General features: G+C 63.6%; 14 protein-coding genes. 9 read left to right on the forward strand and 5 right to left on the reverse strand.

Going from position 1 to position 12,675, the window contains the following annotated elements:
- From KF757_10840 to KF757_10855, 4 genes are all read left to right on the forward strand, one after another.
- On the forward strand, window positions 1-288 hold a 288-nt coding region (locus KF757_10840), incomplete at its 5' end, for a hypothetical protein (protein MBX3323477.1).
- A gap of 8 nt (window positions 289-296) precedes the next feature.
- On the forward strand, window positions 297-1,121 hold the full coding sequence (locus tag KF757_10845; GenBank protein MBX3323478.1) for a citryl-CoA lyase: 825 nt from the start codon (window positions 297-299) through the stop codon (window positions 1,119-1,121).
- Complete coding sequence (locus KF757_10850) at window positions 1,122-1,739, forward strand: GNAT family N-acetyltransferase (GenBank protein ID MBX3323479.1); 618 nt, start codon at window positions 1,122-1,124, stop codon at window positions 1,737-1,739.
- 3 nt (window positions 1,740-1,742) lie between these two features.
- Entirely contained in the window at window positions 1,743-2,315 is a 573-nt protein-coding gene (locus tag KF757_10855; protein ID MBX3323480.1) for an HDIG domain-containing protein, read from the forward strand.
- Here the strand turns inward: KF757_10855 and KF757_10860 are convergent.
- Together KF757_10860 and KF757_10865 are read right to left on the reverse strand one after the other, a co-directional pair.
- The gene (locus KF757_10860) at window positions 2,312-3,028 is read right to left on the reverse strand and encodes a hypothetical protein (protein MBX3323481.1); all 717 of its coding nucleotides are present in this window, start codon (window positions 3,026-3,028) and stop codon (window positions 2,312-2,314) included. The genes KF757_10855 and KF757_10860 overlap by 4 nt on opposite strands.
- A gap of 39 nt (window positions 3,029-3,067) precedes the next feature.
- Window positions 3,068-4,729 carry a fucose isomerase gene (locus KF757_10865; GenBank protein MBX3323482.1) on the reverse strand — a complete coding sequence of 554 codons (1,662 nt, stop codon included), beginning with the start codon at window positions 4,727-4,729 and terminating at the stop codon, window positions 3,068-3,070.
- Window positions 4,730-4,814: 85 nt separating this feature from the next.
- Here KF757_10865 and KF757_10870 point away from each other — a divergent pair, with 85 nt between their 5' ends.
- Genes KF757_10870 through fabG form a run of 3 tightly spaced genes read left to right on the forward strand, consistent with a single transcriptional unit; the run spans window position 4,815 to window position 7,565 of the window.
- Window positions 4,815-5,762, forward strand: a complete 948-nt coding sequence (locus KF757_10870) for an ACP S-malonyltransferase (protein ID MBX3323483.1) — start codon at window positions 4,815-4,817, stop codon at window positions 5,760-5,762.
- The gene (locus tag KF757_10875) at window positions 5,749-6,810 is read left to right on the forward strand and encodes a hypothetical protein (protein MBX3323484.1); all 1,062 of its coding nucleotides are present in this window, start codon (window positions 5,749-5,751) and stop codon (window positions 6,808-6,810) included. Before KF757_10870 ends, KF757_10875 begins: the two co-directional genes overlap by 14 nt.
- Complete coding sequence (fabG, locus tag KF757_10880; GenBank protein MBX3323485.1) at window positions 6,807-7,565, forward strand: 3-oxoacyl-[acyl-carrier-protein] reductase; 759 nt, start codon at window positions 6,807-6,809, stop codon at window positions 7,563-7,565. Before KF757_10875 ends, fabG begins: the two co-directional genes overlap by 4 nt.
- A gap of 87 nt (window positions 7,566-7,652) precedes the next feature.
- On the opposite strand, the gene KF757_10885 is transcribed toward fabG, so the two are convergent.
- Entirely contained in the window at window positions 7,653-8,930 is a 1,278-nt protein-coding gene (locus KF757_10885) for a hypothetical protein (protein ID MBX3323486.1), read from the reverse strand.
- On the opposite strand from KF757_10885, the gene KF757_10890 reads away from it, so the two are divergent.
- The gene (locus tag KF757_10890) at window positions 8,929-9,183 is read left to right on the forward strand and encodes a hypothetical protein (protein ID MBX3323487.1); all 255 of its coding nucleotides are present in this window, start codon (window positions 8,929-8,931) and stop codon (window positions 9,181-9,183) included. The two genes, KF757_10885 and KF757_10890, sit on opposite strands and share 2 nt — an antisense overlap.
- A 14-nt stretch (window positions 9,184-9,197) precedes the next feature.
- Here KF757_10890 and typA read toward each other — a convergent pair whose 3' ends face one another.
- A complete protein-coding gene (gene typA / locus KF757_10895) occupies window positions 9,198-11,096 on the reverse strand; it encodes a translational GTPase TypA (protein ID MBX3323488.1) in 1,899 nt (632 codons plus the stop codon).
- Window positions 11,097-11,332: 236 nt separating this feature from the next.
- Here typA and KF757_10900 point away from each other — a divergent pair, with 236 nt between their 5' ends.
- The gene (locus KF757_10900; protein MBX3323489.1) at window positions 11,333-12,118 is read left to right on the forward strand and encodes a hypothetical protein; all 786 of its coding nucleotides are present in this window, start codon (window positions 11,333-11,335) and stop codon (window positions 12,116-12,118) included.
- A gap of 36 nt (window positions 12,119-12,154) precedes the next feature.
- Here the strand turns inward: KF757_10900 and KF757_10905 are convergent, their stop codons facing one another.
- Window positions 12,155-12,637, reverse strand: coding sequence for a DUF3592 domain-containing protein (locus KF757_10905; GenBank protein MBX3323490.1), 483 nt, complete (start codon window positions 12,635-12,637; stop codon window positions 12,155-12,157).
- Window positions 12,638-12,675 lie beyond the last annotated feature (38 nt).

A 12,675-nucleotide genomic window follows, 5' to 3' on the forward strand; every position in this document is an offset into this window, starting at 1 on the left:
ATTGTGTCGTGTCATCGAGGGATTGTGTCGTGTCATCGAAGGGTTTTAGAGTTCCCGCGACGGGACACTGAGCACGATCCTTGGGTTTTCTCCTGGGTCCGGCGGGCGGGGGGTCGTTTGCGGACGCGTGGGCTGATCGTGGCCATGCAGAGCCATGGCCACGGCACCCGGCTGATTCGTGCCCGGCGGGGGGCGGTGCGTTTGCGGACGCATGGACTGATCGTGGCCATGCTGAGCCATGGCTGCGGCACCCGGTCGGGGCGGCAGATCGGGCGGGTGCGGGCGTAGGATCGCCCATGACGTCGTGGCCCACCGCGATCACCGAGATTGCCCCCAACCGCGTGCGGGTGCGCGGGCAGGATATTGCCGCGTTGATGGGGAGCGTGTCGTTCGGCGAGGCGGTACACCTGATTCTGCTGGGCCGGTTGCCGACGGCGGAGGTCGGGCGGCTCTTCGAGGCGATGCTGGTCTCGAGCATCGACCACGGCGCGACGCCGCCCAGCGCCCTGGCTGCGCGCACGGTCGCGAGCACTGGGGCGAGCCTCAGCGCGAGTGTGGCGGCGGGGATCATGAGCATCAACGCTCATCACGGCGGGGCGATCGAGGCTTGTGCGCGGACGCTGGGGCAGGTGCTGGCGCTGGCCGGGGCCGGGAGCACGCTCGACGAGGCGGCGGCGAGCGTGATTGCTCAAGCAAAGACGCGCGGCGAGAAACTGGCCGGCTTTGGTCATCGCGTCCACACCGCCGACCCGAGGACGGCGCGGCTGTTTGAACTGGCGCGCCAGGCCGGGCTCGACGAGACGCGCGGGCACATCGCGGCGGCCCGGGCGATCGAGGCGGCGTTTGCGGCCAGCGGCAAGGCGCTGCCGATCAATGTCGATGGAGCGATCGGGGCCATCGCGGCCGATCTCGGGGTTGACTGCGCGATCATGAACGGGCTGTTCATGATCGCGCGGGTTCCGGGGCTGGTCGCGCACGTCGCCGAGGAAAAGGCGCGCATGAAGCCGATGCGACCGATCACGCCGGGGGCGGCGGTCTATGACGGGCCCGGGGCGGCCCCGGCCGACGGCGGGACAGGCAAAGCCGAAGGCGGGACAGACACATCCGAGGGCAAGGCATAAATGACCGGGGCTGCTCCGCTCGAAGCCGTGGTGATCGAGACAGCGCGGCTGCGGCTGCGCAGGCTCGCCGAGCGCGACATCGCAGGGTTTGCGGCTCTGGCCGATGACCCGCTGGTGTACGCCACCACGCTGCGCCTGCCGAGCCCGTATCGCGCCGAGCACGCCAGAGCGTACATGGAGATGCAGCGTGCGGGGCTGGCGGCGGGCGACCACCTGCTGCTGACGATCGCGCTCAAGGATGAAGACACGGCCATCGGCTCGATCGGGCTGACGATCGACCACGGCAACAACAGAGCGGAGATCGGGTTCTGGATCGGAACGCCGTACTGGAATCGCGGGCTGACGACCGAAGCAGCCGCGGCGCTCGTGGGCTATGGCTTTGAGCGGCTTGGTCTCAACCGGATCTGGGGCGGGCATTTCGCGGGCAACGAGGCGTCGGGGAGAGTCCAGCGCAAGATCGGGATGAAACCGGAGGGAATCCTGCGCCAGTGCCTGTGCAAGAACGGAACCTATCACGATGATGTCGTGCATGCGGTGCTGCGCGAGGAGTTTGAGCCGCGTGTGGCATGGAGCGCGAAGCCAGCGGATGAAGCAGCTGGCGGGCGCAGAGGAGGATGAGCGATGGCGATGAACGTGAGCGACGTGGCAGAACTGTTTCCCAACCTGATGGACATCGGCGATGCGGCTTTGCGCCAGAAGGTCGCGGCGGTGTGGGATGAAGCGATCAGGACCGGGTGCGGCGGTAAGGGCTGGAGCGTTGAAGAACTGCGGGCTGTGCCGTTCACGCTGCTGGCCGGGGAGATCGACCTGCGGTATATCGAGCACCTGAACTCGTGCGCGAAACAATGCATCGCGATCGCGGCGGTGCTGAGCGAAGTCTTCGGCGAGCGGGTGCCGATCAACCGGGATTACCTGATCGCCGGGGCGCTTCTGGCCGATGTGGGCAAGCCCCTCGAGTTTGACAAGGACGCCGGGGGCAAGGTCATCAAGGGACACTTCGGGGACATGCTGCGCCACCCGTTCAGCGGGGTGGCGCTGTGCTATAAGCATGGGATTCCGGCCGAGGTGATGCACATCGTCGCGACGCACAGCCACGAAGGCGACAAGGTGCAGCGGTCGATCGAGAGCATTATCTTTCACCACGCCGACTTCGTGGATTTTGACATTGCCAAATATCTGGGCAAGAAGGCTTAGACGCGCCGCGCCCGCAGGCGGATGAAGAACGAGAAGAGGTAGACGGCGATGAACCACGCGATCGAGAGTTCGCGCAGTTCGGATTCGTCGAGTCGCTCGCCGAGCAGGCCGGGCATGACATAGGGAGCCACGCGCACGACGAGGTAGGCTCCAGCGGCCGACCAGCACATGGCATCGGCCAGGATCCACGCGCCGGGAGCGTCGTCATCGAGGGGCTTGCCGCTGCGGAGGCGCGCGACAACGGGGACGATGAGGCCCGCGACGATGATGAAGACTTCGACAAGGGTGCGGGGCTTCTGATCGAGCCACGAACTCATGTTGTGCAGGTTCGTTTCGTTCTGATCGTTGCGGGCGGCGAAGACTTCGGGCGTCTCCCACTGGAAGTGCCACTGGCCCCACGAGATCTCCTCGCCCGCAAGATAGATGGCCGCCAGGGCCCAGAGGATGATCCAGACGCGCAGCGGCCACCACGGCAGACGTTTTCCCCAGCGCAGGGCGGCGAAGATCGCCAGCGGGATCGCGGGCAGCAGGACAAGCACGGTCATGTTCTCGACAAGCCCCGCGCCGTCGTAGGAATCCTTGCGATGCAGCTCGTGCCAGAGGTCTTCACTGCTCAGGGCGACGATGACAAGGGCGATGGCAGAGAGTGCGGTCAGGATGTGAAAGACCCACGGAGCGACGACGGCCAGGCGCGAGCGGGATGATGCGGTCATCGAGTGGGTTCCTTGCGTAGCGGGCATGGTACCGCAGATCTAGAGCGCGTGCCCGCAGAGGCGGACTTTGATGCCGAGTTCGCAAGCAAGGGCAGCCTTGGCGGCCAGGGCGGCGTCGGCGGTCTTTGCGTCCGGGGCGTAAACGACCTGGATGTGGTTGGACTGGTGCGCAGCCATGAGCTGGTCGCGCGAGACGTTATGGAGGACGGCGTGCATGATCGGCCACTGACTCGTGGTCGCGTCCCAGCGGCGCTGGGTTTCTTCGGGCGGGAGGCTGATGGCGTTGAGGCGGCCGATGTCCATCACGAGTTTGCCCCCGGGCATGCCGGCGAGGCCATCGACGAAGATGCGGCTCCAGACGACGTGGCCGGGCTTGCTGACGCCTTTGACGGTGCTGCCACCTCTGGCGAAGTACATCGCGGGTTGGCGCTCGCCGACGGCGTCGGCCCAGCCTCGGGCAAAATGCGACGCGGGCACGGCGCCGGAGATCTCAAAGACCCAGACCTCGGCATCGGTCGTGCCCGAGTGGTCGCGGTCGGACCAGCGGATGTCGTGGAGCGTGTTGTCGGAGGCCAGGCCAAGGGCGGACCAGACGCGATCGGTCAGCAGCGCGTCGAGGCCGGCACATTCATCGACTTCGTTGAAGTGGGGGATGGGGCGGCCTTCGGCGATGAGGGCGCCGGCGTTGGGGCCGTCCACAGCACGCACGGGCGGACGAAGCGAACAGTTGAGCATGCCTTCGACGAGGTCGCTGGCGGCGCAGGAACCGGTGAGGCCGAGCTGGTACTGGATGCCGACAGCGTCGCAGCCGAAGCGATCGGCGAGGCGCGCGGCGGCGATGTACATGCTGCACTGTTCGAGGATCTGTCGCTCGGTCAGTTCGGTGGCTTCGTCGGTGCCGAGGTTGAAGCGCATGCCGTGGCTGGTGAGCCAGTCATAGACGCCGCGGGCGTCGGCGGCCGAGACTTCATGCATCGCGGCGACGAGGGCGGACTGGCTGAGGCGTTCCTTGTAGACGCTGCAGGCATGGAGCAGGTGATCGGGGATGATGGCGTTGAACATGCCCATGCACCCTTCGTCGAAGACGCCCATGATCGCGGGACGGAGGCGGAGTTCGGCTGCCAGGCGCGAGGCGAGCGAGCGGGCGTTGTCGGGCAGGCGCGCCGGGTCGAGCGGGGCGACGTGGGAGAGGTCGTGCGTGATGGAGCCGGTGTCGCACCACTGGCGGAGTTTGGTCAGGAAGAGTGGATCGGAGAAGTTGCCGCTCCAGAGCAGGGAGTGGCGGACGCCGGCTTTGGTGAGTGAGCCGCGGAGGTTGAGAGCGCCGACAAGCCCGGGCCACTGCCCGGACCAGTTGGCGAGAATAAGGATTGGTCCGCGGTGGCGGATGAGCCCGGCCAGAACGTGCTGTGAATACTGCCAGACTGCTTCGACGACGATGAGGGGCGCATCGGGATGTATGTTCTCGAAGACGTCGCGGCCGTGGGCCTGGCTGAAGATGAAGCCGTGGGGCTCGAGGTCGGACCAGCGTTCGGGGCTGCCGCGCTGGACGGACCATCCAACCGTTGCCAGGGCGCGAGCGGCATCGTGTTCGAGATGCTGCTGGGCGGCCCAGCATGCGAGGTTGGCGCTGAGACGACTGTCGCCGCTGGCGATCATGACGGCGGTACGAGGCGGGAATGGCTGAACGGGCGTGGTCATGGGGTTCCCCTGCGTGCAATGTGGAGGCTAGACGGTACGCGGGGGCGGGGGCGTGGGGACGGGTTGCGTTGCTACGATGGGTGCGATGAGCCGAGTCTTGCTTTGCCCGGGTCAGGGCGCACAGGTTGTGGGGATGGGTCGAGCGTGGGCCGGCGCGAGCGCCGAAGCCCTGCGTGTGTTTGAGGAAGCGGATGCGATTCTGGGCGATCGGCTCGGGGCAAGCATTTCTTGCTTGTGCTTTGATGGACCGGTCGAACGGCTCAACCAGACGGATGTGAGCCAGCCGGCGATTTTCGTGTCGTCGATGGCGTCGCTGGCTGGGTTGTGTGCAGCGTGGGGTGTGAGCCCGGGGGAACTGAATCTTGCGGCCACGGCGGGGTTGAGTCTGGGCGAGTACACGGCGTTGTGCGCCGCCGGAGCGATGAGTTTCGAGGCGGGGCTGGAACTTGTGACGCTGCGCGGGCGGGCGATGCAGGACGCGGCCGAGGCGCAGGCGAGCGGGATGGTGGCGTTGATCGGGGCTGAGGAAAAGCACGCGGTGATCCTGTGCGAACGAGCGAGCGGGGGAGAAGTGCTGGTGCCCGCGAACTTCAACGCGCCGGGGCAGGTCGTGGTGAGCGGAACCGCGGGGGCGTGTGATCGGGCGGAAAAGGTTGCGGCGGAGATGGGACTGCGCGCGGCGCGGCTGGCGGTCGCGGGGGCGTTTCACAGCCCGCTGATGGCACCGGCAGCCAAGCGGCTTGCTGAAGCGCTCGAACAGACAGAAATCATTGCGCCTCGGTGCACGGTGCTGTCGAATGTGACGGGGCGGCCGCATGAAGCGGAAGCGGGTTCTACGATTGCAGAGTCGATCCGCAGGCGTCTGGTGGAGCAGTTGACCCATTCGGTTCGCTGGGCGGACGATTGTGTGTGGCTTGCCGGGGAGCGTGCGGGGAGCGAGTTTCATGAACTTTCTCCGGGCAAGACGCTGGCGGGCCTGATGAGACGAATCGATCGAAACGTGAAAGTGGAGACCCATGATGAGCCTTCATAAGAGGATTGCGAGCGCGGTTTCGATCGCGACGATCGGGTTGCAGATGTGCATGCCTTTGGCACTTGGTGCGGGGGCTCTGGCGTTGTTGACGTCGTGCAAGAAGGAGGAGCCACCACCACCGCCGCCGCCTCCACCACCGCCGCCTCCGCGCGACCCGGACCCTGTGAGTTTTGACGCCGTGATGCGAGAGGTGTCGCTTGATGCGCGCGTGCAGTTGGCGCAGGAGGGGCTGGAGGTCTGGGACTGGTCGCTGGCCAAGGCCGGGCTTGAGTTTGCGAGCGTATTTGCGTCGGGCGATGAGACGGCAGTTGGAGCAATGCTCTCGCGTGCATCGCAGCAGACGCTTGATGAACTGGTCGGCAGCGGGGACTGGTACGAAGCGGTTGAAGAGATCGAAGCGGTGAGGGTCGTGCACTTTCAGCAAGAGCCGACGGTGAGCGAGTCGGCGGTCCGCGGGTTGATGTTCATCGCGGTGCAGGAGCCTGGCTCGTCGTATGTTCTGGCGTGGGATGCTGCCAAGGGCGTTACGGGTGATTGGGTGTGGTCGCAGGCGTGGTCGACGCCGATGGTTCGGGCGCGGGCGTCGGACTGGGACGGGGCGTCGCTGACTGATCTTTTGGCGGATATTGAAGAGACGGGCGGGGGTTCGCGCGTTGCGGGGCTTGACTACGCACAATCGCCCGACGCGGTGTACATCGGTATCGAGCTGAGCCGAAAGCTGATGGAGCGCATGGGCGCTCCGGCGATGGGGCTCGATGCGTTGATGCCGATGATGGCGGCGCAGTTTGGCATGGATGCGGCGCAGTTGCGGTCGGCCTATGACCGTGGCAAGCAGCAGGTGGAAGCGGCATCGACCCTCGAAGCCAAGATCTCGGGCGAGACGCTCGGGATGATGATGGCGGGTTTCAGAGAGCAGATGAGCATGATGGCGTCGTTCCCCGGGGCGGCGGACATGCTCAATGAAAGTGTCGTGTACGAGATTCTCGCGGAGATTCTGAGTTCGACACCCGAAGCGGTGCGCGAACTGGCGGAGAAGCACGCTCCATGACACCAGTGCAATCGAGCGAGAAGCGTGTGGCGATCGTGACAGGTGCGAGCCGTGGTATCGGGCGGGCGATCGCACTTCGGCTGGCGCTGTCGGGCCAGAGGCATGTGGTGCTTGTGAGTCGATCGGCCGGGCCTCTGAATGATCTCAAAGCCGAGATCGAGGCGCAGGGTGGTTCGGCGAGCGTGCGCGCGGTGGATGTGGGTGACGGCAAGTCGCTGGCATCGATGATTGATTCAGTGGTCGAAGAACTCGGACGGCTTGATATTCTCGTCAACAACGCGGGTGTGACGCGCGACAATCTTGTCTTGCGCATGAGCGACGAGGAATGGGACGAAGTGCTCAGCACAAACCTGCGGTCGGCATTTGTGGCAATTCGTGCGGCGGCCAGGCCGATGATGAAGGGGCGCTTTGGGCGCATCTGCAGCATCGCTTCGACCTCGGGTGTGATCGGGAACGCGGGCCAGGCGAACTACGCAGCGTCAAAGGCCGGGCTGATCGGGCTGAGCAAGTCTGTGGCGCGGGAGCTTGGGGGCAAGGGCATTACATGCAACGTGATCGCGCCCGGGTTTGTGCAGACAGACATGACGGCGAGTTTGCCCGCGCCAGTGATTGAGCACATCAAGAGCGCGATGAGTGTGCGCGAATTGGGCACGCCTGAAGACATCGCAGCTGCGGTTGCGTATGTCACGAGTGACGACGCGGGATACCTGACGGGTCAGGTGATCTGCGTTGATGGCGGGCTGACGATGTGCTGAATGTGTTGTGGGTCGATCAAGACAAAGAGGGCTGCACGGAACGTCGTGCAGCCCTTGTTCATTTTGAGTCTGGAGTGTGACCGAGCCTCAGGGGCAGCCGGCGGAGAAGAGATTGAGATAGGCCTGAACGTCGAAGAAGTCGAAGACATTGTCGCCGTTGAGGTCGGCATTGGGATCGTGTGCAGAGAAGGCCGAAAGGAAGTGCTGGACATCGAAGAAATCGAGCACTCCGTCGCCGTTACGATCAGCAAGGCAGGGTTTGTCGGCTTCGCAGGCGTCGAACTGCCCGTTGCCATTGGCATCTTCGCAAATGGTTCCGTGACCGGCATAGGTGCCGCCGGTGCCGCCGCATTGTGCCTGCGAGAGGACGAGACAGAACCCGTTGGGGAAGCAGCATGCACCAGTTGGTGTGGGGCAGTTGACGGTGGCGCAGGCTGAACCATCGCCCTGATAGGTTCCGCCGATGGCATTACATTCGAAGTCGAAGAGCTGGGCACAGGTTCCATCGAGTTTGCAACAGGCTCCGAAGCCTTCGATGCAACTGAGGCTGGACCATGTTGCAGCGATGGCCCAGTCGCCGCTTGGCGTGCACAGGCCGAGATTGCTGAACGTGTTCCAACCGGCAGCGCACCCGAAAGAGCCGCAGTTGAGGGCGAAGAGCCAGTTGCCAGTGGGTGAAGCGAGCCCATCGCGGTCAGTCGCGGGGAATGCGTTTCGGTTGGAAGGTGGTGCGGTGAGGCAGGGGTTGGCGGTCTGGCTGTTGTGGCGGTCGATGCGGAAGCCGATGGTGAAGCGATTTGAGCCGCCTGCGTTGGTGATGATGATTTGCTCGGGGTCGCCCGGATCAACCGAGACTTCGATGAGCGTGCCGTTGGTGCCTGGAGGCATGACGAGGTGGGGCAGGATGATGTTGTCGGAGGAGTAGGAGGCGACCAGTGTGCCGTTGTTTGGAGTTCCTTCCCAGACGAGGATGCTCCACTCAGTGGTGGTGACTTCGATGGCGTTGAGCGTGAGGAAGAGGCAACGCATGACGCCGATCTTGATGGGGAAGGCCGAAGCGGGGAGGGTATAGGTCGCGGCGGCGATTTCCTGCTGCGCGAAGCCGGCCTGCATGGTCCATTGCGTCGCGCCAAAGGTGGGATCAGTGTGCGAAGCGTCATTGATGCATGATCGCGGATCGAAGCCTGCGAACTCAGCTTCGTGGATGACCTGGCCGAGCGTGCTCACACTCATGATCTCGAACGCATCAAGTGTGACGGGGAGAGGTTGATTGCGGGAGTCGGCGACAGGCATCGCCTGTGCTGAGGCGAGTCCGGCAGCGAGCATGGCAGAAGTTACAGCGAAGCGTGCGGCATGACTGATCATGAACAATTCTCCCTCGGGCGAAATTCTTTGGCGGCTTTCTCTCTCTAACGCTGCGCAGCGTGAACTCGCGCACGAACCCAGCATAGCAGAAAAACAGAAATGGCGGGTCATCAGAATTGAAAACCTGCTGAGTCTGCAAGCCGATCCGCAGGAAAGTTGTCTGCGGATTCATCAATTCAGCATTGGGGGTGTTGAAGTACCGGCGGGGTTCATGCCCGATAAGCGCGCCATACCAGGCGGTGGCTGGCAATGATTGCCCCGAGACACTCAGGAGTTTGCCCGGTCTCGGGCCGATCGTTCGGCGCGGCGGCGAGTGCCTTCGTCGAGGATGGCCTTGCGCAGGCGCACAACGCGGGGTGTGAGTTCGACGAGTTCGTCATCTTCGATATATTCGAGGGCCTGTTCGAGGCTCAGTTCGCGCGGGGCCTTGAGAGTGACGGTCGCTTCCTTGTTGGCGTTACGAACGTTGGAGAGGTGCTTGAGTCGGCAGATGTTGACGGGGATGTCGGTGTCGCGGTTGTGTTCGCCGACGACCTGGCCGGCGTAGACCTGATCGCCGGGGCGTACGAAGAGGACGCCGCGTTCATGCAGGAGTTCGCAGGCGTAGTGTGTGACCTGTCCGCCTTCGGTGGCGATCATGACGCCATTGATGCGGCGAAGTCGCTCTGATGAAACAGGCTCGAAGCGTTCGAAGGTGTGGTGCATGATGGCTTCGCCCTGCGTCGCGTTGAGAACGCGTCCGCGCAGGCCGATGAGCGATCGGCTGGTCATTTCAAAGACGCAATGTGCGATGCCGTCGGTTCGGCTTTCCATCTTGCGCAGGTTTCCCTTGCGTTCGCCGACGAGCTGCATGACCGAGCCGACGGTGGCTTCGGGGCAGTCGACGACGACTTCTTCGACGGGTTCGCAGAGGACGCCATCGATCTCGCGTTCGATGACGATGGGTCGCCCGATGGAGAGTTCGAATCCTTCGCGTCGCATGGTTTCGAGAAGGATGCCCAGGTGGAGAACGCCGCGACCCGAGACGACGAACTCGTCGGACCCGCGGCCCGGCGCGACGCGCAGTGCGACGTTGTGTTCGAGTTCACGTTCGAGGCGAGCACGGATCTGGCGGCTGGTGACATATTGGCCGTCCTTGCCGCTCAGCGGGGAGTCGTTGATGCGGAAAGTCATGGAGATGGTGGGCTCGTCGACGATGACTGCGTCCATCGGATCCGGATGATCGGGGTCGCAGATGGTGTCGCCGATGTCGAGGTCGTCGATGCCTGAGAGGGCACAGAGGTCGCCTGCCTCGATGCGGTTGCGATCGACCTTGGACAGGCCGCTGAAGCCTTGGAGCGTCACGATCTTGGCGCGCGCGGTTGTGGTGGATCCATCGGGCTGATGCTTGATGACCACGATGGGCTCGCCGACACGGATTGTGCCTTGATACACGCGTCCGACGCCGATTCGTCCGACATAGTCGGAGTAGTCGAGCGTGGTGATCTGCATGCGGAGGGGCTTTTCGATGTAGACATCGGGATGAGGGACGTGCTTGACGATGGCTTCGAAGACGGGGCGGAGATCGACCTTCTCGGTTGCGGGCCAGGTGTTGGAGGACCAGCCGTCGCGAGCCGAGGCATAGACGACGGGAAAGTCGAGGATGGAGTCGTCTTCAGCACCGAGGGCGATGAGGAGGTCGAGAACTTCGCTGACGACGCGGTCGGGGTCGCCGTCGGGTCTATCGCATTTGTTGACGAGAACGACGGGCTTGAGTCCGGCTGCGAGGGCTTTGCCGAGCACGAAGCGAGTCTGTGGCATGGGGCCTTCGTAGGCGTCCACGACAAGGAGGCAACCGTCTGCCATATGCAGGACGCGCTCGACTTCGCCGCCGAAGTCGGCGTGGCCGGGGGTGTCGATGATGTTGATTCGGTACGGTCGGCCGTCTTCGGCTACATATGTGACGGCGCAGTTTTTGGCAAGAATGGTGATGCCGCGTTCGCGTTCGAGGGGGTTGGAATCCATGATGAGGTCGTGCTGACCCCCGGCGAGTTTTTCGAGCTCGCCTGCGCGAAAGTTACCGGACTGCTTGAGCAGTTGGTCCACAAGCGATGTTTTGCCGTGGTCGACGTGCGCGATAATGGCGACATTGCGCAGCGATGAAACAGTGTCCGGGGTGGCAGGCATGAATGGGGCTCGCGAGTTTCAGTTTCGGCCGGGGGTGCGGGGAAGGGCAGGCCGAACGGGAGTATAGGACGATCACTGAGGGTGAGCGAGTTTCCCAGATTCCCCGATCATCACGGGCATCGCCGGGGGATAGATGGAATTTGTCATTCGGTGGCATGCTTGCCGGGCAGAGGGTCTGTTGTCGGGGTGCAAATGGGCCAGGAACCCGTTGCGCTACTAGACACGGAGAATCTGAGATGAAGCACGTCGTTCTTGCAGGACTGGTGAGCGCGGTTACATCAGTGGCATCGGCCGATATCGTGAACTTTTACTCGAACGACTTCGAGTCAGCATCGAAAGTCGGGCCAGAGTGGGTCTCCAACCCCGTCTGGAACACCACCACCAACTTCAGCGGATTCATAGGGCGCTTTACGCAAGAGACGCATGTGCTACAGCTAGCGGCGCTGCACCCGCACAAGCCGAACGGTGGCGGGGACCAGGGTGGCGGCAATGGAGGTGATCCGGGTGATGGTGGCTCGGGCAATGGTGGAGATCAGGGCGGCGGGCCTGGCGGTTCGGGAGGCAGCGGAGGCCCGCTTGGCGGCGGGCGCACAGCGACGACGCGCTACACCCTCGAGTTTGATCTCTACCTGATTGATTCGTGGGACGGCGGGTTTGCGGGTGCATACGGGCCAGATTATTTCGGCGTGCGGGTCAATGGCGACCTATTGCTCTGGGAGACGTTTCACAGCGTCAAGATTGAGCAGAACTTCATACAGCCGACACTGGGACCGGTGCATCTTGGGTTCAACAGTGCGTACAAGGACTCGATCTTCAGGAATATCGCGCTGGAATTCGAACTGTCGCGCGATGTGGACGTGATTCGAATCGAGTTCATCGGCGCGCCATCGAGCAATAACCTCAATGACGAGTCGTGGGCGATTGACAACGTGCATGTCGGGGCCCATATGGTGCCGGCACCGGGGGTGCTTGCGATTGGGGCTGGTGTGCTCGGGCTGGGGCTTCGTCGTCGACGTGGTTGAACCGAACCCGCTGCGGCGAGTTCGGTACGACGAGGGTCAGCCGAACGACGATAAACCCTGAGCGATGCCGAATCCGACGCCAACGAGGATCAGAATTGACGCGATCAGCAAGCCATCGGTTGTGATCTCGAGGCAGGCGCGATTTGGATCGACCGGGTCAAAATGCACCTGGACACTGTCGCCGACCGCGTAGGGTGCGATTTTCGCCTCGGACCAATCCTTGACGGAATAGCCGGTATCTGCGACGGGCGAGATCTTCTTGCCGGTGTAAAGCAGGCCATTGACTTCGTAGTCGTATTCGATCGCGGGCATCCAGACTCCGCCGGGCTCGCTGCCTGGAGATGGGCTCCAGACGAGTTCTGCGCGCCGGATGATGCCGAGCGTCGTCGGCCAGTGTCGGGCGGCTTGTGCCAGGTACATGATGCGCGCGAACAAGACGACGCCCGTCCCGCCAAAGATCAGTGCGATCGCTGCTGGCATGTACGCTCTGAGAAACTCATGCACCGCATCGAAGTCCATGCCAGCAACATCGGACGTTCGCAGTCCCGGGTACGTTG

This window comes from Phycisphaeraceae bacterium (assembly GCA_019636795.1).
Classification (GTDB): Bacteria; Planctomycetota; Phycisphaerae; order Phycisphaerales; family UBA1924; genus JAHBWW01.

What these genes read in the sequence shown, in the direction of transcription:
- KF757_10855 (MBX3323480.1), top strand. Translation starts at nt 1,743, where the DNA reads ATGGCGATGAACGTGAGCGACGTGGCAGAACTGTTTCCCAACCTGATG.
- KF757_10845 (MBX3323478.1), top strand. Translation starts at nt 297, where the DNA reads ATGACGTCGTGGCCCACCGCGATCACCGAGATTGCCCCCAACCGCGTG.
- KF757_10865 (MBX3323482.1), bottom strand. Translation starts at nt 4,729, where the DNA reads ATGACCACGCCCGTTCAGCCATTCCCGCCTCGTACCGCCGTCATGATC.
- KF757_10860 (MBX3323481.1), bottom strand. Translation starts at nt 3,028, where the DNA reads ATGACCGCATCATCCCGCTCGCGCCTGGCCGTCGTCGCTCCGTGGGTC.
- KF757_10890 (MBX3323487.1), top strand. Translation starts at nt 8,929, where the DNA reads ATGAACAATTCTCCCTCGGGCGAAATTCTTTGGCGGCTTTCTCTCTCT.
- KF757_10875 (MBX3323484.1), top strand. Translation starts at nt 5,749, where the DNA reads ATGAGCCTTCATAAGAGGATTGCGAGCGCGGTTTCGATCGCGACGATC.
- KF757_10870 (MBX3323483.1), top strand. Translation starts at nt 4,815, where the DNA reads ATGAGCCGAGTCTTGCTTTGCCCGGGTCAGGGCGCACAGGTTGTGGGG.
- fabG (MBX3323485.1), top strand. Translation starts at nt 6,807, where the DNA reads ATGACACCAGTGCAATCGAGCGAGAAGCGTGTGGCGATCGTGACAGGT.
- KF757_10900 (MBX3323489.1), top strand. Translation starts at nt 11,333, where the DNA reads ATGAAGCACGTCGTTCTTGCAGGACTGGTGAGCGCGGTTACATCAGTG.
- KF757_10850 (MBX3323479.1), top strand. Translation starts at nt 1,122, where the DNA reads ATGACCGGGGCTGCTCCGCTCGAAGCCGTGGTGATCGAGACAGCGCGG.
- typA (MBX3323488.1), bottom strand. Translation starts at nt 11,096, where the DNA reads ATGCCTGCCACCCCGGACACTGTTTCATCGCTGCGCAATGTCGCCATT.
- KF757_10905 (MBX3323490.1), bottom strand. Translation starts at nt 12,637, where the DNA reads ATGGACTTCGATGCGGTGCATGAGTTTCTCAGAGCGTACATGCCAGCA.
- KF757_10885 (MBX3323486.1), bottom strand. Translation starts at nt 8,930, where the DNA reads ATGATCAGTCATGCCGCACGCTTCGCTGTAACTTCTGCCATGCTCGCT.